The organism is Bradyrhizobium genosp. L (assembly GCF_015624485.1).
Classification (GTDB): domain Bacteria; phylum Pseudomonadota; class Alphaproteobacteria; order Rhizobiales; family Xanthobacteraceae; genus Bradyrhizobium.
The window spans coordinates 4,679,132-4,701,903 of sequence record NZ_CP061378.1; the positions used below are offsets into that span (position 1 = coordinate 4,679,132).

A 22,772-nucleotide genomic window follows, 5' to 3' on the forward strand; every position below is an offset into this window, starting at 1 on the left:
GAGACGAGCCGCCGCCATATGCGGACGTTCGCATGAGAAGCCTTTTGTCCTTCAGCGGATCGCGATCCGCCGTTCGTCGCGGGTACGTCTGGGTCACTTCTGGACCTGCACCTCCGTCTCGATTGTGCCTGCCTTCTGAAACACGATGGCACATTTGAACGTCTCGCCGGGCGCGAGCGCCTGGCGCAGCTGCAGCAGCATGACGTGATAGCCGTCGCGCTTCAGCTCGAGCACGCCCTTGGCCGGAATCGGGATGTTGGGGATCGAGCGCATCGCCGGCGCACCCTCGCCGCGATCAACGATGTGACGCTCGGAAAAGTTGGCGACCGGACAACGGACACGAAGCAGCGCATCGGCGCCGTCAGCCTCGTTCTTGATCGTCATGGTCAACGGAAGGTCCCCGCCCGCTTTGTCGGCCGCCGGCACGTGTGCGTCGATGATTTGCACGGATTCGTTCGCGGCAGCACTACGCCCTACTCCGAGCGCGCTGATCAGGCAGAACAATGGCAGCGCGATCCATCTCTTGCATGTTGCAACGCACCGCAACGTTTGCTCCAATTCCATCAAATGTTCTCCCGCCATGTGCGTTGGGTTCCTCCTCATGATTCCTATGATTGAAAGATCGGGAACCCGGCGGGCCGGGTCTTGGCATCGGCTATACCAGGCAGCACGGGATGATGGACGAAACGCCGGCGCGACAGCAGGCGTGGGTCTACGCTCCGTGCGGAAGCTTAACGTCATCGCCGCATGATGCAAAACGACAATGAGGTCGGCATGGATAGTTGCATCGGACCTCGGTTCGCCGAAAAGCTGTGCTAGCTTTTCGCACATGACCGATTTCGACACGCTTCCACCGGCCGAGCATGACGCAGCACAGGCGGCGCTCCGCGACGTCCTGGGCGCGACGCCGATCGATGCAGTGACGCCGGTCTCGGGCGGCGCGACGACGGCACGGTTGTTCCGAATCGATGCCGGCGGCCATTCCTATGTGTTGCGGATCGAGGGCGAGCCGAGCCCGCTGCGCAATCCGCATCAATATGTCTCGCTGCGCATCGCCGCCGAGGCCGGCATCGCACCGCGGCTCCATTACGTGAACGAAACGTCGCGCATCGCGGTGATGGATTTTGTACGGCGACGGCCGCTGGCGAGCTTCCCTGGCGGCTTGCCGGCGCTGACACGGGCGCTCGGCGAATTGCTGGCGCGGCTGCAGGCGACCCCGACCTTTCCTTATTTCGTGCGCTATCCCGATATCGTGGGCCGGCTCTGGGCCCATGTCTGTCGCACCGGCCTGTTCGCGCCCGGTGTGCTCGACCGCTACAGCGAACATCTCGAGCGCATCCGTGCGGCCTATGTTTGGGACGACGCGCACTCGGTCTCCTGCCACAACGACTCGATTCCGGCCAACATCCTGTTCGACGGCGAACGGCTCTGGATGATCGACTGGGAATCCGCCTATCGCAACGATCCGCTGACGGACATCGCCATCGTCAGCGGCGGCATCGCGCGGACGCCGGAGCTGCAGGAGATCCTGCTGCGGGCCTGGCTCGGCCGCACGCCCGATGACGCGCTGCTCGGACGACTCGCGCTCCTCCGCGCCCTCGCCCGCCTCTTCTATGCCGGCGTGTTGCTCAGCGCATCGGCCATCACACCGCGCGCGGCGCCCGACACGGAGACCGCGGCACCGACGCTTGCCGAATTCCAGCATGCCGTCGACAGCGGTCGGCTGAAGAGCGGCACGCCGGCGTTTCATCACGTGTGCGGCAAGATGCTGCTTGCCTCCTTCCTCACAGATGTTCTCGCGCCCGGGTTCGATCTGTCGGTGTGAAGCTTATTTGTCTCTGAGCATGATCTCCTCGACAAACCGCTTCACACTCTTCCGGATCATGCTCCCGGCGGATTGAACGTCCGCGCGAAGAACACCGGGGCTTTGGCCTTCTTCAGCCGGTAGAGTTGCGCGGGGCGGTTCGGCCCCTTGCGCATCTTCGCGATCGGCTCGATCAGGTCGGCTGACAGCATGCGGGTGCGGAAGGCGCTCTTCTCCAGCGGGCGGCCGAGCACGACCTCGAACGTGCGCTGCAATTCCGGCAGGGTGAACTCCGCCGGCATCAGATAGGCCGGCAGCGAGGTATATTCGACCTTGGCGCGCAGGCGCTGGATCGCGGCCTGCAGGATCTCGGCGTGGTCGAAGGCAAGCTTCGGCCGGACCTTCTCGCCCTCGACCGCGAACCATTGCGCATCCGCAGCGAGCGCGCGGCCGGCGGCGTGCTCCGGAAGCAGCGCGAAGTACGCATGGGTGGCGGACCAGCCGCGCGGATCCCGGTCGGCGCCGCCCCAGCTGCCGAGCTGCTCCAGATAGGGGCTGACCATCCCGGTCTTGTCCTTCAGCTTGCGCACCGCGCAGGCTTCGAGGTCGCGATCGGTGTCGACATCAACAAAACCGCCCGGCAAGGCCCAGCCGCCGGGAAACGGCTCATGATCCGCGCGGGGGCGTTGAACCAGCAGGACCTGGAGCGCGTCTCTCAAGATCGCGAAGATGGCGACGTCGACCGTCGTCAACGGCCTCGGGAAATCGAGGTCCGGCCTGATTGACATCTTTTCCCGCTCCCCTGCCATGCGTCGTGAACCTTTTCGCCGGTCGGCTTGACAATAGCATACTTAGTTGTACAGTCCAACTAACTTAGTTGTCTAGACACACTTACTCAGGAGTAAACGCCATGTTCGGGTTCCGCTTCATCAAGGCCCAGCCGACCACCTATCTGATGAAATACCGCCGCGGCGCGGTGACCCAGCAGGGTGCCGGACTATCCGCCTTCTATTATGGCCCGGCGACCTCGCTGGTCGCGGTCCCCATCTCCAGCCGCGACGCCGCCTTCATCTTCCAGCAGATCGCGCGCGACTTTCAGGCGCTGACGATTCAGGGCCATGTCACGTACCGGATCGGCGAGCCGCAGAAGGCGGCAGCGATGCTGAACTTCACCCTCAAGCCCGACGGCAAGACCTACGAGTCCGACGACCCGGAAAAGCTGCCGCAGCGGATCCTGTCGACCGTCGAGGTGCTGGCGCAGCAGGCGGTGAAGGAATTGACCTTGAAGGAGGCGCTGCAGGCCTCCGACCGCATCGCCGCGCTGATCGAAACCGGCTTGCGCGGCCGCGCCGACATCGCCGCCCTCGGCCTGGAAATCCTCGGCGTCTCGATCCGCGGCGTGAAGCCCGCGCCCGACACCGCCAAGGCGCTGGAAGCGGAAGCGCGTGAAGCCATTTTGAAGAGTGCCGACGAGGCGATCTTCGCGCGCCGCAACTTTGCGGTGGAGCAGGAACGCGCCATCCGCGAGAGCGAGCTCGACACCGAGATCGCGGTCGAGCAGAAGAAGCGCTCGATCCGCGAGACCCAGATGGATGCCGAAGCCAGCGTCGCGGCCAAAAAGGCCGAGCTGCGCGAGGCCGGCATGATCGCCGACATCACCCTGGAGGGCAAGCGCAAGGATTTCGTCGGCCTCAATGCCGAGAACACCCGCACGCTGGCCGATGCCGAGGCCTATCGGGTCGGCGCGCTGATGAAGATCTTCGAGGGCGTCGATACCCGCGTGATCCAGGCACTGGCCGCCGCCGGCATGCAGCCCGGCCAATTGATCGCGCAGGCGTTCAGCGGCATCGCCGAGAAAGCCGAAAAGATCGGCCAGCTCAACGTCTCGCCGGAACTGCTCAACGCGCTGATGGAAAAGCCCGCCGCCGCGGAGGCTGCCCGTGTCCGCCGCCAATGACCGCAAGGTCGTCCTCGTCACCCGCAAGACGCGGCTCGAGGAGCTGATCGCAAAATACCTGACGGCGGCGCAGGCGCGCTTCTATGTCGAGCATCTCGGCGCCGACTTCTCCGACTACCAGCGCGAGCACGATGTCTATCAGGCCGAGCGCCACACGACCGTGCAGGCGCTCGAGCAATGGGGCCGCTACCAGATCATCGACCGGAGCTTCTTGCCGAACTTCATCTTCGGCCCCTCCGACATCGTGGTGGCGCTCGGCCAGGACGGCGTGGTCGCCAACACGATGAAATATCTCGACGGCCATCCGCTGATCGGGCTCAACCCTGACGCCAGGCGCTACGACGGCATCCTGCTGCCGTTCGTGCCGCGCGATCTCCCTGCCCTGCTCGGCGAGGTCGCCGCGGACAGGCGCGGCCACAAGGCGGTGACGATGGCCAAGGCTGAGCTTGCCAACGGTCAGGTGCTCTACGCCGTCAACGAACTCTTCATCGGCGCGCGCAGTCACACCTCGGCAATCTACGAGCTCACGCTTGCCGAGCAGAAGGAGCGGCAATCCTCCAGCGGCCTGATCGTCGCGACCGGGCTCGGCTCGACCGCCTGGTTCAAGAGCATCGTCACCGGCTCGCTGGCGATCGCAGGCGCCTTTGGCAGCGGCGGCAGCGCCCCGCCCTACCTGCCGCAGGCGTGGGACGACGGCGCGCTGCGCTTTGCGGTGCGCGAGCCGTTCCCGAGCCGCACCTCGGAGGTCAACCTGGTCTGCGGCAGCATCGATCGCACGGAGCGCCTCAGCGTGCGCTCGCTGATGCCCGAGAACGGCGTCATCTTCAGCGACGGCATCGAGGCCGACCGGCTCGACTTCAATTCCGGGACGGAAGCGCAGATCGCGGTCGCGGAGCGCGAGGGGCGGCTCGTGGTGTGACACCTCCGTCCACTCAGCGAGGGACTGGATGCAACCTGGCCAATTGGTCGAGCGGCAATTCGGCTTCACGCTCGTTCAGCGGAAAACGGACAATGATGTCCTGTCGTCCGAGCTGTCCCCACAGCCCGTCCGATGACCATTTCTGCGGCTCGGGCCCGCGCGGGCCATCGAGCCAAACAAAATACCATTCCGTCATGGGACGCGTCCGGGATCAAACACATCAGGGAACTTGGCGTTTCGGCGGCGCATCCGCAACAGCCGATCGAAGATTCGTTTCGCCGCGCAGCGCTAGATTTTCGATGCTGTGTTCGATTCCGGGCTGCTTTGCCGCAGGCGCGGCTCCGCCCCGGACAGCAGCCGCTGAATATTGGCGCGGTGGCGCATGATCACGTAGAGGCCGCCTGCGATCACCAGCAATCGATAGGGCAACGGCTGGTCCATGATGCAGATGAAGACGATCGCGGTCAGCGCCGCGAGCATCGAGCTCAAGGAGACGATCCGGAAGATTGCCAGCGTCACGCCAAAAATGGCTGCTGCGCCCAGAGCCACCGGCCAGGACAACGCCAAGAGTACGCCGAGCCCCGTCGCGGCGGATTTGCCGCCGGTAAAATTCAGCCAGATCGAGCGGCCATGCCCGAGCAAGACGGCAAGTCCGGCCAGGCCGACGGCCCAGGGCCCCAGGGTTTGCAGATCGAGCGTCGTGGGTGGCGTGATCCGTGTCGCGAGCCAGGGATAGAACCCGCGGGCAAAAGCGATCGCCGCGGCGCCTTTCAGCACATCAACCAGCAGAACCACCAGCGCCGGCCATTTGCCCAGGGTCCGCAACACATTCGTCGCGCCGGTCGATCTGGAGCCATGCTCCCTGATGTCGATGCCCCGAAGCAGCTTCCCCGCCAGATAGCCCGTCGGCGTCGCACCGAAGAGATAGGCGATCGCCAATCCCGCCGCACTCGCGATCCAGAACATCACGGGGGGTCACCTCGACGCTGTTGTTTCGTTCCTCGCATAGGCCCGCACTGATACTATGTCGCGTCAACGCGGCTGTTCCCATCCGACGTCAGCTGCTTCGCCATCAGGATCTCGTCGTAATAGCGGCCGTCGATCTTCAGGGCATGGCGCTCCAGCCCGTACTCGATGAAGCCTGCGCTCTGGTAGAGCCGCAAGGCCGCGTCGTTGCCCTTCGTCACGCCCAACTGGACCAGCTCGACGGACTGCGCCGCAAGCTCCAGCGCGGCGTCGATGAGCCGACGGCCAACCCGCGCGCGACGCGCCGCTGATCGCACATACATGCTGACCAGCAAGCCCTTGTGGCGCTTCTTCGGTCCGTCATCCACCGAGAGGCCGAGGATTCCAACAAGCTCGCGCCCGTCGAACGCTCCCAGCACCGTCGCGCGTTCGAGCCGCTCGGCGAACCAGCCGACGGGCAGGAGCTTTTCGGTCTCGAACGCGCTGGCGAACGCCTCGGGGCTCGAGCGCAGTGCCTCGAGCCGGATGTCGCGGAACAGCGCGACATCCGCTGATGTCAGGCGCCTGATCTCGATCTGGACTTCAGTCATGCGTGTGCTCCAGCGCCGAAGCGGCGGCACAACGCATACCGCGCGCCGCCCGCGACGTCACGTCCAGCCGATGGCTACGAAGTCCCGCTCAACTGCGCGAATAGGCCGTCGTCATCGTGTAGTCCTTGCGCGGACCCGACACGACATGGCGGATGATGAATGTCCCGTCCGGCAAAAAGCGGTAGCTCGACCGATAGGTATCCAGATTGCACAGATGGCTCGCCTCTCCGGCAAGCTCGCCCGCCCCGTGCAGCGAAATCGCGTGAAACAGCCGGGGCGGATCCTCTTTGAAGAGCACGTCGAAGCCGCCCTCACTCTCGCGGAAAACGTACTCGCGCGCGGCCTCCAGCTCGGTGCCGTTCGAGAGCCTGAGCGTGCCCTGTTCGCGATAGGCCAGGCTTCCCCCGGCCAACGGCGTGAAGCTCGCGCGTCCCTGCATCGTGCCCTGGCCTTCGATGACGCGGTCGAACGACCAAGCGCCGGCGAGCCGCTTCGCCACCTGCGAAGCATCACCCCAATGATCGGCTGTGGTTTGGTTCATGGCTCAGGTCCGAAGCGCCCGCGCGAGGCAATCGACAACGCGCTCTACCGGCCGGACAATGGAGCGGGTGAAGGGAATCGAACCCTCGTATTCAGCTTGGAAGGCTGCTGCTCTACCATTGAGCTACACCCGCATCGCTCGCTCACCTAACACGGCCGGGCGGCAGCCTCAACTCTTACCAACTCGTGCCGCGGACGCCGGTTTTGGCCACCGATGCGTCTGGTTCGTGCAATTTATCGCATTCCCTGCCCAGTCGGACCCGCTCGGGGGGCCTTAACAGCGGCGGATTCGACGCCTATGTTAAGTGTCCCATCAACAAAGAAAGGAGGTGATCCAGTGTCTTGTCTCAAGCGCTGTCACCTCGCTGGGATCGCCCGCTAGGCCTTGAGTGATCGGCCTGGCATCGGGGCGCTCTCAGCCCTGGACCAGCGAGACAAAAAGTTGGGGCGCGGCGGAGAGCACCTCCGCCGCGCCTTTTTGCTGCGCGGCCTACCTGTTGGCGGCGATATCCGCGATCCGCGGCCGAAGACCGAAGAAGCTGAGCCATCGCACGAGCCAGCCGGGCTGCCTCCGCGCGCCGCCGGCGGGACGGTTGCCGGCCTGCGCGGTCGGCATCCGTTCGGCGTCACAGATGATTCGGGCCGGCTTTTCCGGCATGACGCTCTCCAAAGCTTTGAAGCAGGCTCGATGCGGCGCTTTGTGCTCTGCGGATGGGTCGTGCCGCCTCGTCGCCCCGTTCAAGGCCGTCGGCCGATATCGGGTTTCCGGACCGTTTCGCGTGATCTCGTCACGCGACGTAAAGTTCGTCCAATTCGGATGTCGGCGGGGCGAGGGCTGAAACGTCCTTGGGCGAGCCGCATCAACAAGGAGAGTGATCGATGCTTTATGCCATCCTGGCCTACCATGTCGAAGCCGAGGTCAAGTCGTGGACCGCGGAGGAAGACGCCTCCGTCATGACCGGCCTGCGCGGCGTCCATGACAAGCTGAAGGGCCGGCTCGGACCCGCGGTGCGGCTCGGTGATACCGCCAAGGCCCGCACCCTGCGCGGCCGCGGCCAGGGCACGGTGATCGACGGCCCGTTCGCCGAGACCAAGGAGCAGCTGCTCGGCCTCTATTTGATCGACTGTGCCGACGAGGACGCCGCAATCGCGGCCGCGCGCGATCTGCGCAACGTCAACCCGACGGCGGTCTACGAGATCCGCCCGATCAGGGTCTATATCCCCGGAACGCCCGTCGCGGAGACCAACGACAAATGCTGGGATTGAAAAGCGGCGCCGGACCGCGGCGCCTCATTCCCCGTCGATTTGCCGTCCCATGATCGCGATCGCCTTCTGATAGACCTGCGCGGCATTCCACGCCTCGATCGCCGCGAAGTTCGCTTCGCCCGGCTGATAGCCGGCGCCGGCGCGCCAGCCATGGGCGCGCAGGAAGTTCGCGGTCGAGCTCAGCGCATTGGCCGACACGTCGAGATTGCCGGTACCATAGGCCAGAATGTTCTTCGGCATGAACTGGGTCTGACCGACCTCGCCATGCATCGAGCCGCGCTGGCTCGGCGACAGCGAGCCGCGGTCGATCAGCTTCAACGCGGCATAGAGCTGGTCGGTGAAGAATTCCGGCCGGCGGCAGTCATAGGCCAGGGTCGCGATCGACGACAGCATGTTCTGGTTGCCGCGCTGGCTGCCGAAGCCGGTCTCCATGCCCCAGATCGCGATCAGCGGTCCCGGCGGCACGCCGTAGCGCTGCTGGATCGAGGCGAACATCGCGGCTTGCGAATGCTTCAGCGAACGCCCGCGCGAGACGATGGTCGCTGCCCCGCGCTTGGCCATGAAGGCGTCGAGCGACAGGCTAAAACTGTGCTGGCTGCGGTCGGCGGCAATGGTCGCGCTGGCGTAGTTGGTCTGCATCAGCGCGCCGAGCGCGGCCTGGCCGACGCCCTTGGCGCCCGCCTCCGCGGAAAACTCCCGCTTCCAGTTCTCGAAGCCGCCCGGACCGTTGCCGCACTGCGCGGCATCGGCCTGTGCCGCGAGCGTCGCAACGAGCGCGGCGCCCGCAAGTGCCGTCGCAATCAGCCTGCCCCTGGTCATCCGAAACCTCCTCCGCGTATTGTGGCGCCGACGATGGCCGGATGCAGATGACCCGGCGATGAACGAGCAACGACGATATGTCGGCGAGGCCGGGTTGGCTATCATCTTGCCGTAGTCCCGGCGAAAACCGGGACGACATCGAGAGAGAAACTGGCACATGACCAAACACCACGACGATCAGGCTCCTGCCCCGCAATCCGCCTTTGCCGGCGTCACGCGCAAAACCCTGCAACGCCTCGCATTGCCTGGCGACGATCGCGAGCTTGTCGTGGCAGAGGTGACCTATCCGCCCGGCGGCGTGGCGCCGCTGCACAGCCATCCGGTCGGTGGCGTGATCTACATCGTCGAGGGCACAGCCGAATCCGCCTACGGCAGCGAGGCGCCGCGGCAATATCGCGCCGGCGACACCTTGCAGGATCGCGCGGATCTTCCGCACACCCTGTTTCGCAATTGTGATCCCGATCGCCCGCTCCGCTTCCTGACCATCTACGCGCTCGAGCCCGGACGTTCCTATACAAAGGCATTGTGATCCCTTTTTCCCGGCTTTCGTGCGTGCATTTCAGGGAACGCCGGTCGCACCCGGCCCGTTGTCATCGGCAATTGCCGGGAATGAACCCCTGGGTGCCGGCGGCTGAGAGCGTTTCGAAGGTGCCTGATCTGCTCAGCCTTCCTGCCTCGCACGAGAGGAAGCAGCATATGGCTGGAACTCTGTCGAATGCGCTGCTGACCAAAATCACCGTGTCCAACAAGCTCGACGGCGACGACATCGAAACGATCAAGCGACTGCCGATCGAGCGACGCGACGTCGGACCACGCGAAATCGTCGTACATGACGGTTCCCGCCCAACGCAATGCTGCCTGGTCGCCGACGGCTTCATGTTTCGATCCAAGACGACATCGGAAGGACAGCGGCAGATCCTGTCGCTGCATATTCCCGGCGACATTCCCGACCTGCAAAGCCTCTATCTCGGCGTGATGGACCACGACCTCGTCACACTGACATCCTGCACGTTGGGCTTCATCCCACATCAGGCGCTGAAGCAGTTGACCAAGGCGCGTCCCGATGTCGCAGCGGCCATGTGGCGGGAAACATTGATCGACGCCGCGATGTTCCGGGAATGGATCGTCAATGTCGGACGGCGCAGCGGCGTGCAGCGGATGGCGCATCTGCTCTCGGAATTGCGCCGCCGGCTCGAGGCGATCGGCCGGACCGCCAATGGCACGTTCCGCCTGCCGATCACCCAGGCGGAGCTTGCCGACTGCCTCGCGCTTTCGACCGTACACGTCAATCGCGTGCTCCAGGAATTGCGCGGCGAAGGCTTGATCGAAGTCGATCGCTCGGCGTTCCATCTGCTCGATCAGAAGAAGCTGGAGGAACGCGGCCAATTCGAGCCGCATTACCTTCATCTCAGTCAAACATCCTAGGAGGGCCGCGTGGTGAAGTTTTTCTTCGACCTGCATGAAGGCGGCAACGTCTTGCGCGACGAGGACGGCCTCGACCTGCCCGACGGGCGGCGGGCCGAGGTCAAGGCCTGGCATACGGCATGCGACGTGGCCAAGGACAGCGCCGGCCACGGCGACGCGACGGTGAAAGTCCTGGTGCGCGATGAACGGGCGGCCGTGCTGACGGTGGAACTCAACGCAAGGGTGAGTTGGAAGGACTAGAGCCTTTCCCGTTCCGATGGAATCGGAACGGGGCTCTAGGTTTCTGTATTGACGCGTTTTCTTCACGCGAACCGGTTTCCACGTCGCTCGAAAACGCTCCAGGTTTGATATCGCCGATCGTCGATTGCTCGGCTGTCTGAGCCGACGCTCGCGCCTATTCGCGCCCGGTAAGAGGTCCGCGAGATGCGCAACACCGGAATCTCGCGGGGCTCGCAACCCAGTGAACAATGGGGAACCGCGCGTCACTGAACTTGTCTATCAAACTAGACAGGTTAAACTGCAGTCGATTCCATTTAAATCTACTGCAGAAATGACGAAATCCTCCAAGCTTGTGGCCGCGAAACGCGGCAGGGTACTTCTGGTTCGGCGCCGTTCAGACGGTTTGTGGATGTTTCCGGGCGGCCGGAGGCGCGGACGCGAGTCGGACAAGGACTGCCTGCGGCGAGAGATCGGGGAAGAGTTACCGAAACTCAAGCTCGGCAGGATCAGCCTCTGGAAGGAAGTGACGGCGCGCAACAAGCGCTCCGGACGCAAGATGAGCGACGCGATCTTCATCGCCAAGAGCGCCAGGGGCCGGCTCGCGATCGGCGACAAGAAGGAGATCGACCGCGCCGCTTGGCAGAAGCCGCGCGGCATTCGCCTGACGCCGACCTCGCGCTACATCCGCGACCGCCTGTTTCCGAGGAAGCAGCGGCGCCGGAGATAATGGTCCTGTTGGCCACTCAATCTCAACTGTCGTCCCGGCCTTCGGGACGACACCGAGATTGTAGCAGCCACAAAGGCCGCCTCACCGCACACGTTGCTCGCCAACGACCGCCGGCCGTTTCGCCGCGAGAACGAACGGCTTTGGCGCAGGCGAGCGGCGCGGCATGACGCTGCCGCTCACAACGATCGGCTCGTAGTCGCCGAGCACCGCCCGCTCTGCCACCAGCCGGCTCATGACCAGGCGCATCTTCAGGAGGTCGCCGGCGACGAAGGCGCAGTCCTCGGCTCGCCTGATCTGCTCGCGCATGATCGCTTCGGCCTCCGTCATGCTGACTCTCAGCGCCCTGATCTGTCTGCGAATTTGACTGATGCGGTTGTCCATGGCGGTCTCCTCTGATGGTCGGGCGACCATAAGAACAAAACATGAACAATAAGTCAATCCCGTAGCCAGACTTCGCCAATCGAATGATCGGACCGCTTGCGCAGCACGACGTCGGCGCGGGTCCGCGTCGGCAGGATATTTTCGCGCAGATTGGCGCGATGATGCTCGCGCCACAACCTGTCGGCAACCTCGCGCGCGTCCTTGGGTGGAAGGTCCCTGTAGTGGTGGAAGTATGAAGCGGGATTGCGGAAGGCGGTCGGCTGCAGTTTGAGGAAGCGCTCGACATACCAGGACTGGATGTCGGCCTCGTCGGCATCGAGGTAGATCGAGAAGTCGAAGAAGTCCGAGACCACCGCGGGCGCGGTGCCGCGCGCCTGCAGCACGTTGAGGCCCTCGAACACCAGGATATCGGGTGGCCGGATCACCTGCTGCGCGGACGGCACGATGTCGCCGATCAGATGCGAGTAAACCGGCAGTTCGAGGTCGCCTTCCGCCGTCTTGGCCGCCGCGAGGAAGCGCAGCATCCGCGGCAGATCATAGCTCTCCGGAAAGCCCTTGCGCCGCATCAGCCCGCGTTCCTCCAGCACGCCGTTGGCGTGCAGGAAGCCGTCGGTCGTCACCAGCTCGACCCGGGGATGATCGGCAGAGCGGGCCAGCAGCGCACAGAGCACCCGGGCAAGCGTGCTCTTCGACGCCGACACTGCCTGCCAGCGCGACGATGTAGGGCGACCGGCGCGCCGGCCGGCCGAGGAATTCTGCCTTGACCTGCATCAAATTGCGCGCCGCCGTGAAATGCAGGTTGAGGAGGCGGGCGAGCGGCAGGAAGACCTCGGCAACTTCAGCCGAATTGATCGGCTCGTTCAAGCCGCGAAGCGCCGCCAGATCGGCGTCCGAGAGCGTCGGCGACGTGCTGGCGCGCAATGCCGCCCAATCGCCGCGGCCGAAGCTCGTGTAGGCGGATAGCTCGTCGGGCTCTGTCATGCGCATCCGTTCTCGGCGGCCTGATGGATCTCCATCAATGTGCCGAGACGAATCCGGATGCGTCAATGCCTACTCTCCGTCTCGCTCAGGGGGAACGGCGGCCTTACGAGCCGGGCTGGATCCCGAAATAGCCCGTGTGCTGGATCAGATCCCATCGATTGCCGTAGAGGTCTTCAAACACGGCCACCATTCCGTAGTCCTCCTGTTGCGGCGGCCGGACGAAGCTCACCCCGCGCGCGGCATATTTGGCATAGTCGCGCGCGAGGTCGTCGGTGTCGATGAACAGGAAGACGCGCCCGCCGGATTGATCGCCGATCTGGTGGCGCTGACGATCGGTGTCGGCTCGGGCGAGCAGGATGCAGCCCTGGCCGCCTCCCGCCGGCGCCAGCACGACCCAGCGCTTCAGATCGCTCAGGCGCTGATCGATGCGCACCTCGAAATCGAGCACACGCACGAAATAGTCGATGGCTTCGTCATAGTCCCTGACCAGAAGGGCGGTGAGAAACAGCCGCTGCATGATTGCCTCTGCCCCGCCGCTTGCGTCACGTGCCCAGCCGGTCGATCTCGGCCTTGCCGGCCTTCATCACCAGCGGGATGTGCTCGCCCTGACCGAGCAGGCAGCTCACGTCGCGCAGCGGGTTGCCTTCGACCACCAGAATATCGGCAACGGCGTCGGCTGCGATGCGGCCGAGCTTGCCTTCCATGCGCAGCACCTCGGCGCCGACAATCGTTGCGCTCGCGATCACCGCCTGCGGGCCGAGCACCTCGGCGCGGATTCTGAACTCCTCGCTCTGCAAGCGCTGCGACGGGCCGAGCAAATCGGTGCCAAAACCCATTTTCACGCCGGCCTCGCGCAAGATCGACAGCGAGCGCAGCCCGGCGTCGCGGACATCGGCGACCTTGGCGACACTCGCGGCCGGGAGGCCGTATTTGGCGCCTTCGGTCGCGAGCGCCTCGTAGGTGACGAGCGTCGGCACGGCATAGGCGCCCTGCTCGGCCATCAGCCGCGCGGTCGGCAGATCGACCAGATTGCCGTGCTCGATGGTGCGCACGCCGCAGCGCACCGCGCGCTCGATCGCCTCGGCGGTGTAGGCGTGGGCGAGCACATAAGTCTGGCGCGCCCGCGCCTCAGCGACGATGGCGCGGATCTCGTCTTCGGAGTAGCCATAGGCGCCGATCGGGTCGGTCGGCGAGGCGACGCCGCCGGAGGCCATGATCTTGATCTGATCGGCGCCCATCTGCAGTTCCTCGCGCACCGCCTTGCGCACGGCATCGACGCCGTCGACCACACGCGACAGCGCGCCGACCCGCACGCAGCAGGAGCATGTCGGATCGCTCAGATAGTCGGAGCGCGCCCGTCCGTCGCCGTGGCCGCCGGTCTGGCTCAGCGCGCGGCCGGACACGAACAGCCGCGGACCGTCGGTCAGCCCGGTGTCGATCGCCTGCTTCAGCGCATAGCCTGCGCCGCCGGCATCGCGCACCGTGGTGAAGCCCCGCTTCAGCATGCCGCGCAACAGCATGGTCGAGCGCAAGGTCACCAGCACGTTCGCCATCCGGGCCTGCGCCGACAGATCGAGCTCGACGGCAACGGCATGGACATGCAGGTCGATCAGGCCGGGCATCAGGGTCTTGCCTCTCAGATCGATGGTGCGATCCGCGGAGGCCTGTATCGGCCGGTCGGAGACTTCCCTGATCAGGCGATCCTCGACCAGCACGTGATGCCCTTCGAGCAGATCGGGCCGCAGCGGATCGAGCAGCGCGGCATTTTGAAAGAGGATAGATGTCATGATGATCTCCAGTCAGGTCACGCGGCTTCGCTCGCTGCAATTTCCTCGAGCGAACGTCCGCGGGTCGGCACGCCCATCAGCACGACGGTGAGCGCGCCGATCAGCAGCACGCTCGTGGTGACGCCAAAAACGCCGGTGAAGCCGAATTTGGGATAGAGGTAGCCGACCAGGATCGGCGACACGATCGCGCCGATGCGGCCGATCGCCGACGCCAGCCCCGCCCCCGTGGTCCGAATCGGCGTCGGAAACACCTCGGCCGTGTAGGCATAGACGCCTGCGTAGGTGCCGTTCATGAAGAACGACAGCAGAATGCCGGCGGCCATGATCTCGCCGTCGCTCGACGCAACGGCGAGCCCGAGCGCGCTGACGCCGCCGAGCAGCATATAGGAGGCGATGGTGGCCTGGCGGCCGATCCGCTCGTTGAACCAGGCGGCGCTGAAATAGCCGGGCACCTGCGCGCAATACATCGTCAGCGAATAGCCAAAGCTCTTGGTGATGCTCATGCCGTTCTGCACCAAGAGGCCGGGGATCCAGACAAAGAAGGAGTAGTAGCTGAACGTGATCGACAGCCACATGATCCAGGTCATGGTGGTGATGCGCGCCTGCCGGCCGGCCAACAGCGCGGCGAGATTGCTCAGCAGTGTTCCTGCGGGCGCCTGCGGCGCAGTCGCCTCGACGACCGGCATCGGCAGCACGCGGCCCTCGCGCGCGAAGCCGGCCTCGATCCGGTCGAGCACCGCTTCGGCCTCCTTCACCCTGCCCCGGCTTTCCAGCCAGCGCGGAGATTCCGGCAGCGAGCGGCGCCACCACAGCAGCATGACGACAGGAACTGCCGTGATCACAAGCACGATGCGCCAGCCGTTCTCGTAGGCCGGCACGATGAAATAGCCGAGCAACGCCGCAGCCACGAAGCCGAACGAGAAGAAGCCGGCGAGCGCGCCGGTGAACGCGCCGCGGTAGCGCCGTGCCACGAACTCCGCGAGATACGGCGCGATGATCGCGCTCTCCGCGCCGGTGCCCATGCCGGCGACCACGCGCGCCGCGAAGAAGGACGGCCAGTTATCCACCGCCGCGCTGGCCAGCGATGCCGCGCAATACAGCGCCAGCGCCGACATCATCACCGCGCGGCGGCCGATCAAGTCGCCCAGCGTGCCGGCGAGCAGCGCGCCGAACAGGAAGCCGACGAAGGTGCTGCTGCCGAGCACGCCGGTCTCGACCGCCGAGAGGCTCCAGGTGGTGCGCAGCACCGGCAGGATGAAGGCCATCACGGCCGCATCCATCGCGTCGAACAGATAACCCAGCCCGCCCATCAGCAGCAGGTGCACATGGAAACGCGAGAACGGCAGCCGCTCGATCCGCGCCGATATCATCGACATGAAAGTCTCCCCCGGTGCCACGGCCCGGCGCGCCGTGATCCCGGGGATGATAGACAAACGTCAATTATCCCAATAATTTATAATTGTGATCCCCTATATCACCACGGTGAATATCGGCGATGTCGTTCCGCACCCTCGACCTCAATCTGCTGAAAGTCTTCGAGGCGCTGATGACCGAAGGCAGCGTCACCCGCGCCGCGAACGCGCTGAAGATGACGCAGCCCGCGGTGAGCAACGCGCTGGCGCGGTTGCGCGATGCACTCGGCGATCCCCTGTTCGTACGCTCCGGCACCGGCATCCGCCCGACCCAGCGCGCCGTGGCGTTGTGGGACCCGATCGGCGACGCGCTGGAACGCGTGCGCGGCGCGCTCGACGAGGACGTCTTCGATTCACGCCGGGCGCAAACCGAGTTCAGCCTGTCGATGTCGGATTACGTCGCCGCGCTGGTGATGCCGCGGCTGTTGAACCGGTTCGCCGAGATCGCGCCGCATGCGCGCATCCGCACCCTGCCGAATACCATCGTCGGCATCGCCGACCAGCTCGAGGACAACCGGGTCGATTGCGTGCTCTCGGTCTACGTCAACGAGGCCCAGCACGCGGCGCTGATCCGTTCGCGCTCGCTGTGGACCGTCGACTATGCCTGCTTCATGCGGCGGGGCCACCCGCTGGCCGACAAGACACGGCTCAGCGTCCGCAGCTTCCTCGGCGCCGGGCATGTCGATGTCAGCCTGGCCGGACGGACCGCGGCGACCTACGACCAGTTCCTCGCCTCGCGCGGGCTGTCGCGGAACCTGGTCGCGATCGTCAATCATTACGGCGCGGCCTACGAGATCGTGCGCCAGTCCGACCTGATCGGCGTGCTGCCGCGCGACCTCCGCGGCCAGTCCCGCCACGCGCCATTCCTGCATGCAGTTCCGCTGCCGCTTGAGGCGCCGCCGCGAATCGTCAGCCTGTTCTGGCACCAGCGCAACGACACCGTGCCGGCGCAACGCTGGCTGCGCGAGACACTGGTGGAGTTGTTTGCGAGGATGGAGTGAGAGTGTGTGATTCGATGGCCGAATCTGTCACATGTTCGGTATGGCTGGTGCAGTCACGCTGACCGCCGTGTCTGCTATTTTCTTTTCGGCCTGTAACAACCGAGCGAGGTTCGCGTAATGAGAGGGGAACCTTGGTGGAGCGAACCCGATGGATCTCCATTTTGCGTGCAACAGCTGCGGCAAGTGCTGCCACGGACATCACATTTCACTGACCCTGCACGAGGCCTTGCGTTGGGTCGACGACGGCGGCCTGTTGATCATCCTGATCGAAGCCTTCCTGGACAACGGCTACGGCGTTCCTCCGGTCCAGCGTAACCACGCGCAGAGCCGATCGCTGAAAGTGCGGTGTGGCGACGCCCATGCCCACGTTGCCATCACGTTCGCTGCGTACAATGTCGGAACCTGTCGCTTCCTCACCAGCGACCACCGTTGCGGGATCTATGATCATCGCCCGCTCGTGTGTCGGATCTATCCGGTCGAGATCAACCCGCATATTCAACTCCGTCCGGAGTACAAGGACTGCTCTCCCGAAACCTGGGACGTGACCGGTCCGCTGGTTTACCGCAACGGCCGCGTGGTCGACGGGCCACTTGCCGACTTGATCGAGCGATCGCGTCAAGCCGATCGCGACGAGATCGGATGCAAGGCCGATATCTGCCGGGAGCTCGGCATCGATGTCACAGCGCTGAAGGGCGATGGATTCGCGGTCTATCTTCCCGACAGCAGTCTGTTGCGCGACACGATCGACTCCGTCATGAGGTCGAGGTCCGCCGCTCGGCCAAGAGAGCAGGAATGGTCGTTCTATTCCACCCGCGCCGAGGTCGTTTCACAACTGACAGCGATGGATGCCGCGGTGAAGGACATGCCGGGGAGTGCGGCGTTCGTCGCCATCTAGAGCTCCGTTCGGGGAATCGGATCGGCTCCAGGTTTTTGTTTCACGCGAACCGGTATCCACCTCGCTCGAAAACGCTCTAACCGGCATACCCACAGCGGACGCGGCTGGGGATGACGCCGCGGTTTGCTCGACGGCGCGCGATCGGCTTGTTAAGCCGCCTGCGCAAGGACAGTTTGAGTCGGGGACATGACGGTCGCGATCGAGATGGGGCAGACGACGGCCGGCGCCCCGGCGGCCATCGACCTTGAGGAGCTGTTGGCCACGCGCCTGCTGGTGCAGGGCAATTCGGGCTCCGGTAAATCCCATTTGCTGCGCCGGCTGTTGGAACAGAGCGCCCGCTGGGTGCAGCAGACCATCATCGATCCCGAAGGCGACTTCGTGACGCTGGCCGAACGGTTCGGCCATCTCGTAATCGACGCCGAGGACCATACCGAACGCAGCCTGCAGGCCGCCGGCGAGCGCGTGCGCATCCACCGTGTTTCCACGGTGCTCAATCTCGAGGGGCTCGACGCCGAGAACCAGATGCGCCGCGCCGCGGCTTTCCTCGGCGGCATGTTCGAGGTGGCGCGCGACCACTGGTATCCGATGCTGGTGGTGGTGGACGAGGCGCAGCTGTTCGCGCCGGCGATCGCCGGCGAGGTGTCCGACGAGGCGCGCAAGCTGTCGCTCGGCGCGATGACCAACTTGATGTGCCGCGGCCGCAAGCGCGGGCTGGCCGGAATCATCGCGACCCAACGGCTGGCGAAGCTCGCCAAGAATGTCGCGGCAGAGGCCTCCAATTTCCTGATGGGCCGGACCTTCCTCGACATCGACATGGCGCGCGCCGCCGATCTGCTCGGCATGGAGCGGCGGCAGGCGGAAGCCTTCCGCGACCTCGAGCGCGGGCAATTCATGGCGCTGGGCCCCGCCCTCTCCCGCCGCCCGCTCGGCTTGCGCATCGGTCCGACCGATACCCAGCCGCGCAACGCAGCGCCGCGATTGCTGCCGCTGCCCGAGGCCGCATTGGAGGACGCACGCGCCATCATCCTCGCAGCCCCGCCGCCCGAGACGAACCGGCCGCAGCGCCGGCCGGCGCCGGATCTGCTCAACCAGCTGATGGCGGCAAGGCAAGCGGCACCGGCGATCGAATCCGAGCCCGAAGAGCAGCCGCTCAGCGCCGAGCAATTGGCGGAGCGGCGCGAGCGGCTGGATCGCATCCTGCGCGCGATCCTGGCGGAGCCCGACGCCGGCTTCCGCGCCATCGGCGTGCTCTATCAGGAATTCGTGGTGCGCTGCCGGATCGAGGGCCTCGGCGCCGTGGTGCCGGAGCTCGGAGAATTCCGCCGCATGCTGACGCGCGCCCGTGCCGGGCTCGGCGCCGACATGGCCGAGGATGATGCGTGGCAGGACGTGCTGCTGCGTGCCGCGATCCTGCCCGACGACATGCAGGGCGTCTTCATGATGATTGCGCGAGCCGCCAAGGAAGGCTGGCCCTGCCCCGGCGATGCGGCGATCGCCCGCGCCTACGGCACGCACTCGCTGCGCCGTGCACGGCATCTTTTGACCTATATCGAGGATCAGGGTCTGATCGTCTGCCAGCTCGATGGGACCGGACGGCGCACCGTGACGCTGGTCGAACTGGCCTGGGCCACGGCAGCCGGCGATCCGAATGCCGACGACCGGACGGCGGAGACGGCCTGCTCCAGCGCGCCTCTCTGATCCAGCAATCAGGACGGCTTCGTGCCGGATCCGGATTTTGATCCGGTCAAGCTGTTCGAAAGGGCATGACGATGCAATTGTTCAGAACGATCGTCGTCGCATTGATCGCAATCATGTCCGTGGGAGAACATGCAATGTCAGCAGATGGATTGATCACTCTCCGCAGCGCCTTCGGCCCGCAGGAGACGATGAACCGGCTCGAGGCGGAGGTGAAGGCCAAGGGCATGACGGTGTTCGCACATGTCGATCATGCCGCCGGCGCCGGCGCCGTCGGGCTGCCGCTGCGGCCGACCGATCTCTTGATCTTCGGCGCGGCCAAGGGCGGCACGCCGCTGATGCAAGCGGCGCAGACCATCGGCATCGACCTGCCGCTGAAGGCGCTGGTCTGGCAGGACGAGGCCGGTACGACGTTCCTGTCCTACAACGATCCGGCCTATCTCACCGGCCGGCACGGCATCGAGCCGTCGGGCAATCCCGTGGTCGCAGCGATGACCGGCGCGCTGAAGGCGATCGCGGCGAAGGCGACGGCGCCGTAACGCGAGAGGGCGCCGGCACAACCGGAGGCCGGCGCCACGCGTCTCGTCTTCAGCGGACAGCCGTCTGGCCGGCCATCTGCCGAATGCTGATGACGACGAACTCGGCCGGCTTGAGCGGTGCAAATCCGACCAGCACATTCACCATGCCTCGGTCGATGTCATCCTGCGTGGTGACCGTGTTATCGCATTTGACGAAGTATGCATCATTTGGCGACGTGCCCATGAAGGCCCCCTGCCGAAACAGAGTCTGCATGAAGGCGCCGACGTTGAGCCGTATCTGAGCCCATAGCCGCTCGTCGTTGGGTTCGAACGCGACCCACCGCAGACCTCGATAGAGGCTTTCCTCGATGAACAGCGCGGTGCGCCGGACGGGAATATACTTGTAGTCGTCGGCGAGTTGATCGGCGCCACGCAGCGTCCGGGCGCCCCACACCACGCACCCCGCGGCAGGAAAGGAACGCAAGCAATTGATGCCGAGCTGATTCAGCTGAGCATTCTCGGCATCGGTGATGACCGTCGTCAATTGGGAAACGCCGTTGAGCGTGGCATCCATTCCGGCGGGCGCTTTCCAGACTCCCGTTGCCGCATCGTTCCGCGCGAACACGCCGGCGACCGCGCCGCTCGGCGCAAAGTCCTCGACCTGATTGTTGTGCAGCGGGTCGAGTATCCTGAGCCGTGGAAAGAACAACGCGGCATTCCTGCTCCGGGTGCCGACGAAATCGTCGGCCGTCGACGTGAACTTCGCCTGCGCGATCGTCACGTCGATCCAGTCACTGGGGGAATCGACCAGCAACATCGCGCGCCGCTGCTCGCAATAGCTTGCGGCGATCGAGACCAGGCCGGTTTCGACATCGTCGGTCGCCGTGTATGGCGGAATGCACAGCAAATTGAACAGATCGGTTTTGTCGAGCGCGTAGAGACCATGCTTGGCGGCCTGCGCTTCAGCCGGGCTGAAGCTATCCTTCAGCGTCAGCAGAACGCCATCCGAGGCCTCGATCGCTGTCGTAGCCGTGGCGAGCGCCTGCCGGGCGTTGTCGATATCCTCCTGCACCGGAGGGATGGCTGCATTCGCTGCGGCCAACTGCCTTTCGGCCTTGGTGACGTCATCATCGGCGGCAGCGATCACGGGCAACGGGTCGGGAGGCCAAGGTCCACGCCAGCGCACCAGTTGCGACTGCGCCTGCAAGACCTTGTCGACGCGTTGCGGACCATCCTTGATCGTGAGATTTCGAAAATCCTCGCGCACGACGACGTTCTCCGACGCATCCACCTCCGTCACGGTCAAGTTGAACAGGTCCTGCGACGCGAGGTCCATCTGCGCAGCAACGTCGGCGGAAACATCAGTGTCCGTACTTGCCCGCAGGTTTGCGCCCCAAGCCCCCTTGTCTGCGGCTTCGAGATGGAGATTGCCGACATTCAGCGTGCTGTTGGCAGGCCTGGCGTCGGCACTCACATCATCGTTGTAAAGCCGCACAACGATCGCCTGAGTTCCGCCGTTCTGGAAAAAATCGCGGACTGCGTATCCAAGCGTGCTCCCCGTCCAGAGGCCGCCGAAAATCCGCTCAAAGTCGCCGTAGCTGCTGACCGCAATGGGTTCGTTGTCCGGACCACGGAGCGCGCGGCCGATGAATGCGGTCACCGACGTCGCGACGCCCGTTATCGCATGAACGCCGCTCGGAATTTCCTGAATGAAAACTCCGGGATCGCTGACCTTAGCGGCCATCGGACATTGTCCTTGTCGAGCTGACCTGCGACCATCAATGGCTTGCCAGGCTGAGTCAAGGCGAAGGCGCTTGCGACGTCCATGAAGACCTCCGACCTCCAAGACGTGCCGAAACTGTCAGTCGCTGGGCAAGGTCGAGTCCAACGTCTCGCTAGTCTGCATCCGGATCCTTGGTAAACGTCCTGCGCAGCCGGAGGCTGGCTGCGACGAGGTGAGCGCGCATCGCATTCCCCGCTCCATCGCAATCACGGGCGGCGATCGTGTCGGCGATCGCTCGATGTTCCGAAACGGTCCGCTCTTTTGTTTCGGGGATGTAATACGTTCTCGGGTACCAGATCCGCACGATCGACTGGATTGTCGATCCGATGTTTTCGAAGATCGGATTGCTGGCGGCACGGGCGATGGCCAGATGGAATCGTGTATCCGCGTCCATGAAGGTCCCGTGATCCATGGGTTCGGCGCCCATCTCGTCAATGCATCTGCGTAGCTGGCCCGACAGTTCGTCAGTGCAGTTCGCGGCAGCGCGACGGGCACATTCCACTTCGATATGAGCGCGCACGTCGACGAAGTCGTCGAGATTGCCCTCGCTCAGGAGCACGCCCCAGCGGAATGCGCCGGAGAGAAGTTCGGAGGTCGGCTCGCGCACAAACGATCCTTCCCCCGCCCGCGCCTCCAATACGCCGAGAACGACGAGGCTCTTCACCGCCTCGCGGATGGTCGACCGCCCGACGTCGAAGCGGATCGCCAGCTCCTTTTCGGACGGGATCAGGTCGCCGGGTTTCCACACCCGCTTCATGATCAGATCGGTGAGCGCCTTCACGATCTCCTGCGGCAGCGTGGCGCGGCTCACCGGCTTGATGAGCATCGTCGCGTCCGTCGTCGGCGCGTCCTGACCTGACCGTGCTGTCATCGTCAAACCGCCGCAAGCATGCGGGCTTTCGCGTGCCGTTGCCGCATCGAGCTCACGTCCTCAACAACTGGAGCGAGCATAGAGCCTCCTGAAACCGCCTTGACACATCATAATTCATAATATCAGATATTATGAATAACAAGAACTGGGATGAGATGTCCAAGCAGCCTCTGAATTGCGGAGCGCAGCAAGGAGGGCCGATCGGTCAGGTTGGCC

The 22,772-nt window shown here is 64.7% G+C and carries 26 protein-coding genes, 1 tRNA gene and 1 pseudogene; 12 read left to right on the top strand and 16 right to left on the bottom strand.

The features are described from left to right. Positions 1–93 precede the first annotated feature (93 nt). Complete coding sequence (locus tag IC762_RS35330; RefSeq protein WP_246801154.1) at positions 94–846, bottom strand: copper chaperone PCu(A)C; 753 nt, start codon at positions 844–846, stop codon at positions 94–96. On the opposite strand from IC762_RS35330, the gene IC762_RS22215 reads away from it, so the two are divergent. Continuing rightward, complete coding sequence (locus IC762_RS22215) at positions 830–1,825, top strand: phosphotransferase (protein ID WP_195784357.1); 996 nt, start codon at positions 830–832, stop codon at positions 1,823–1,825. The two genes, IC762_RS35330 and IC762_RS22215, sit on opposite strands and share 17 nt — an antisense overlap. A 56-nt stretch (positions 1,826–1,881) precedes the next feature. Here IC762_RS22215 and IC762_RS22220 read toward each other — a convergent pair whose 3' ends face one another. Further along, positions 1,882–2,592 (bottom strand): NUDIX hydrolase, encoded by a 711-nt coding sequence (locus IC762_RS22220; protein WP_195784358.1) that lies wholly within the window; start codon positions 2,590–2,592, stop codon positions 1,882–1,884. Positions 2,593–2,714: 122 nt separating this feature from the next. Between IC762_RS22220 and IC762_RS22225 the strand changes: the two genes are divergently transcribed. Then, positions 2,715–3,761, top strand: coding sequence for an SPFH domain-containing protein (locus IC762_RS22225; RefSeq protein ID WP_195784359.1), 1,047 nt, complete (start codon positions 2,715–2,717; stop codon positions 3,759–3,761). Then, entirely contained in the window at positions 3,745–4,680 is a 936-nt protein-coding gene (locus IC762_RS22230) for a sugar kinase (RefSeq protein WP_195784360.1), read from the top strand. The genes IC762_RS22225 and IC762_RS22230 overlap by 17 nt, the downstream gene beginning before the upstream one ends. A gap of 13 nt (positions 4,681–4,693) precedes the next feature. Here IC762_RS22230 and IC762_RS22235 read toward each other — a convergent pair whose 3' ends face one another. The 6 genes from IC762_RS22235 to IC762_RS22260 form a co-directional block, all read right to left on the bottom strand. Then, positions 4,694–4,876: a hypothetical protein gene (locus IC762_RS22235; protein ID WP_195784361.1), complete on the bottom strand. Its 183-nt coding sequence runs from the start codon at positions 4,874–4,876 to the stop codon at positions 4,694–4,696. Positions 4,877–4,968: 92 nt separating this feature from the next. After that, entirely contained in the window at positions 4,969–5,649 is a 681-nt protein-coding gene (gene plsY / locus IC762_RS22240; RefSeq protein WP_195784362.1) for a glycerol-3-phosphate 1-O-acyltransferase PlsY, read from the bottom strand. Between the two features lie 53 nt (positions 5,650–5,702). Beyond that, the gene (locus IC762_RS22245; RefSeq protein WP_195784363.1) at positions 5,703–6,236 is read right to left on the bottom strand and encodes a GNAT family N-acetyltransferase; all 534 of its coding nucleotides are present in this window, start codon (positions 6,234–6,236) and stop codon (positions 5,703–5,705) included. An 88-nt stretch (positions 6,237–6,324) separates the two neighbouring features. After that, on the bottom strand, positions 6,325–6,735 hold the full coding sequence (locus tag IC762_RS22250) for a DUF6314 family protein (protein WP_246801156.1): 411 nt from the start codon (positions 6,733–6,735) through the stop codon (positions 6,325–6,327). 101 nt (positions 6,736–6,836) lie between these two features. Beyond that, positions 6,837–6,910: transfer RNA gene (locus IC762_RS22255), tRNA-Gly, on the bottom strand. A 356-nt stretch (positions 6,911–7,266) separates the two neighbouring features. Next, complete coding sequence (locus tag IC762_RS22260) at positions 7,267–7,434, bottom strand: hypothetical protein (RefSeq protein WP_195784365.1); 168 nt, start codon at positions 7,432–7,434, stop codon at positions 7,267–7,269. Positions 7,435–7,655: 221 nt separating this feature from the next. Here IC762_RS22260 and IC762_RS22265 point away from each other — a divergent pair, with 221 nt between their 5' ends. Beyond that, positions 7,656–8,042 carry a YciI family protein gene (locus IC762_RS22265; RefSeq protein ID WP_195784366.1) on the top strand — a complete coding sequence of 129 codons (387 nt, stop codon included), beginning with the start codon at positions 7,656–7,658 and terminating at the stop codon, positions 8,040–8,042. 24 nt (positions 8,043–8,066) lie between these two features. Here IC762_RS22265 and IC762_RS22270 read toward each other — a convergent pair whose 3' ends face one another. After that, positions 8,067–8,861 carry a lytic murein transglycosylase gene (locus IC762_RS22270; protein WP_195784367.1) on the bottom strand — a complete coding sequence of 265 codons (795 nt, stop codon included), beginning with the start codon at positions 8,859–8,861 and terminating at the stop codon, positions 8,067–8,069. A gap of 157 nt (positions 8,862–9,018) precedes the next feature. Between IC762_RS22270 and IC762_RS22275 the strand changes: the two genes are divergently transcribed. The 4 genes from IC762_RS22275 to IC762_RS22290 all read left to right on the top strand — a co-directional run bounded on the left by IC762_RS22275 (position 9,019) and on the right by IC762_RS22290 (position 11,232). Next, a complete protein-coding gene (locus IC762_RS22275; protein WP_195784368.1) occupies positions 9,019–9,390 on the top strand; it encodes a cupin domain-containing protein in 372 nt (123 codons plus the stop codon). Positions 9,391–9,557: 167 nt separating this feature from the next. After that, the gene (locus IC762_RS22280; RefSeq protein ID WP_195784369.1) at positions 9,558–10,286 is read left to right on the top strand and encodes a Crp/Fnr family transcriptional regulator; all 729 of its coding nucleotides are present in this window, start codon (positions 9,558–9,560) and stop codon (positions 10,284–10,286) included. A 9-nt stretch (positions 10,287–10,295) separates the two neighbouring features. After that, positions 10,296–10,526, top strand: a complete 231-nt coding sequence (locus IC762_RS22285) for a DUF6894 family protein (RefSeq protein ID WP_195784370.1) — start codon at positions 10,296–10,298, stop codon at positions 10,524–10,526. Between the two features lie 310 nt (positions 10,527–10,836). Then, complete coding sequence (locus IC762_RS22290; protein WP_195790237.1) at positions 10,837–11,232, top strand: NUDIX hydrolase; 396 nt, start codon at positions 10,837–10,839, stop codon at positions 11,230–11,232. An 81-nt stretch (positions 11,233–11,313) separates the two neighbouring features. On the opposite strand, the gene IC762_RS22295 is transcribed toward IC762_RS22290, so the two are convergent. The 5 genes and pseudogenes from IC762_RS22295 to IC762_RS22315 form a co-directional block, all read right to left on the bottom strand. Continuing rightward, positions 11,314–11,613, bottom strand: coding sequence for a hypothetical protein (locus IC762_RS22295; protein ID WP_195784371.1), 300 nt, complete (start codon positions 11,611–11,613; stop codon positions 11,314–11,316). A 53-nt stretch (positions 11,614–11,666) separates the two neighbouring features. Next, positions 11,667–12,600 (bottom strand): annotated as a pseudogene (coaA, locus tag IC762_RS22300) (type I pantothenate kinase). Between the two features lie 97 nt (positions 12,601–12,697). After that, on the bottom strand, positions 12,698–13,111 hold the full coding sequence (locus IC762_RS22305; RefSeq protein WP_195784372.1) for a VOC family protein: 414 nt from the start codon (positions 13,109–13,111) through the stop codon (positions 12,698–12,700). A 25-nt stretch (positions 13,112–13,136) separates the two neighbouring features. Next, on the bottom strand, positions 13,137–14,381 hold the full coding sequence (locus tag IC762_RS22310) for a metal-dependent hydrolase family protein (protein ID WP_195784373.1): 1,245 nt from the start codon (positions 14,379–14,381) through the stop codon (positions 13,137–13,139). A 17-nt stretch (positions 14,382–14,398) separates the two neighbouring features. Beyond that, positions 14,399–15,757: an MFS transporter gene (locus tag IC762_RS22315; RefSeq protein WP_195784374.1), complete on the bottom strand. Its 1,359-nt coding sequence runs from the start codon at positions 15,755–15,757 to the stop codon at positions 14,399–14,401. A 119-nt stretch (positions 15,758–15,876) separates the two neighbouring features. Between IC762_RS22315 and IC762_RS22320 the strand changes: the two genes are divergently transcribed. The 4 genes from IC762_RS22320 to IC762_RS22335 all read left to right on the top strand — a co-directional run bounded on the left by IC762_RS22320 (position 15,877) and on the right by IC762_RS22335 (position 19,923). Next, positions 15,877–16,794, top strand: a complete 918-nt coding sequence (locus IC762_RS22320) for a LysR family transcriptional regulator (protein WP_195784375.1) — start codon at positions 15,877–15,879, stop codon at positions 16,792–16,794. A 148-nt stretch (positions 16,795–16,942) separates the two neighbouring features. After that, positions 16,943–17,689: a YkgJ family cysteine cluster protein gene (locus tag IC762_RS22325; RefSeq protein WP_195784376.1), complete on the top strand. Its 747-nt coding sequence runs from the start codon at positions 16,943–16,945 to the stop codon at positions 17,687–17,689. Between the two features lie 186 nt (positions 17,690–17,875). Then, on the top strand, positions 17,876–19,387 hold the full coding sequence (locus IC762_RS22330) for an ATP-binding protein (protein WP_195784377.1): 1,512 nt from the start codon (positions 17,876–17,878) through the stop codon (positions 19,385–19,387). Between the two features lie 134 nt (positions 19,388–19,521). After that, the gene (locus tag IC762_RS22335; protein ID WP_195784378.1) at positions 19,522–19,923 is read left to right on the top strand and encodes a DUF302 domain-containing protein; all 402 of its coding nucleotides are present in this window, start codon (positions 19,522–19,524) and stop codon (positions 19,921–19,923) included. A gap of 49 nt (positions 19,924–19,972) precedes the next feature. Here the strand turns inward: IC762_RS22335 and IC762_RS22340 are convergent, their stop codons facing one another. Together IC762_RS22340 and IC762_RS22345 are read right to left on the bottom strand one after the other, a co-directional pair. Further along, positions 19,973–21,646 carry a phage tail sheath family protein gene (locus tag IC762_RS22340; protein WP_195784379.1) on the bottom strand — a complete coding sequence of 558 codons (1,674 nt, stop codon included), beginning with the start codon at positions 21,644–21,646 and terminating at the stop codon, positions 19,973–19,975. Positions 21,647–21,797: 151 nt separating this feature from the next. Next, positions 21,798–22,511: a FadR/GntR family transcriptional regulator gene (locus IC762_RS22345; protein ID WP_195784380.1), complete on the bottom strand. Its 714-nt coding sequence runs from the start codon at positions 22,509–22,511 to the stop codon at positions 21,798–21,800. Between the last annotated feature and the right edge of the window lie 261 nt (positions 22,512–22,772).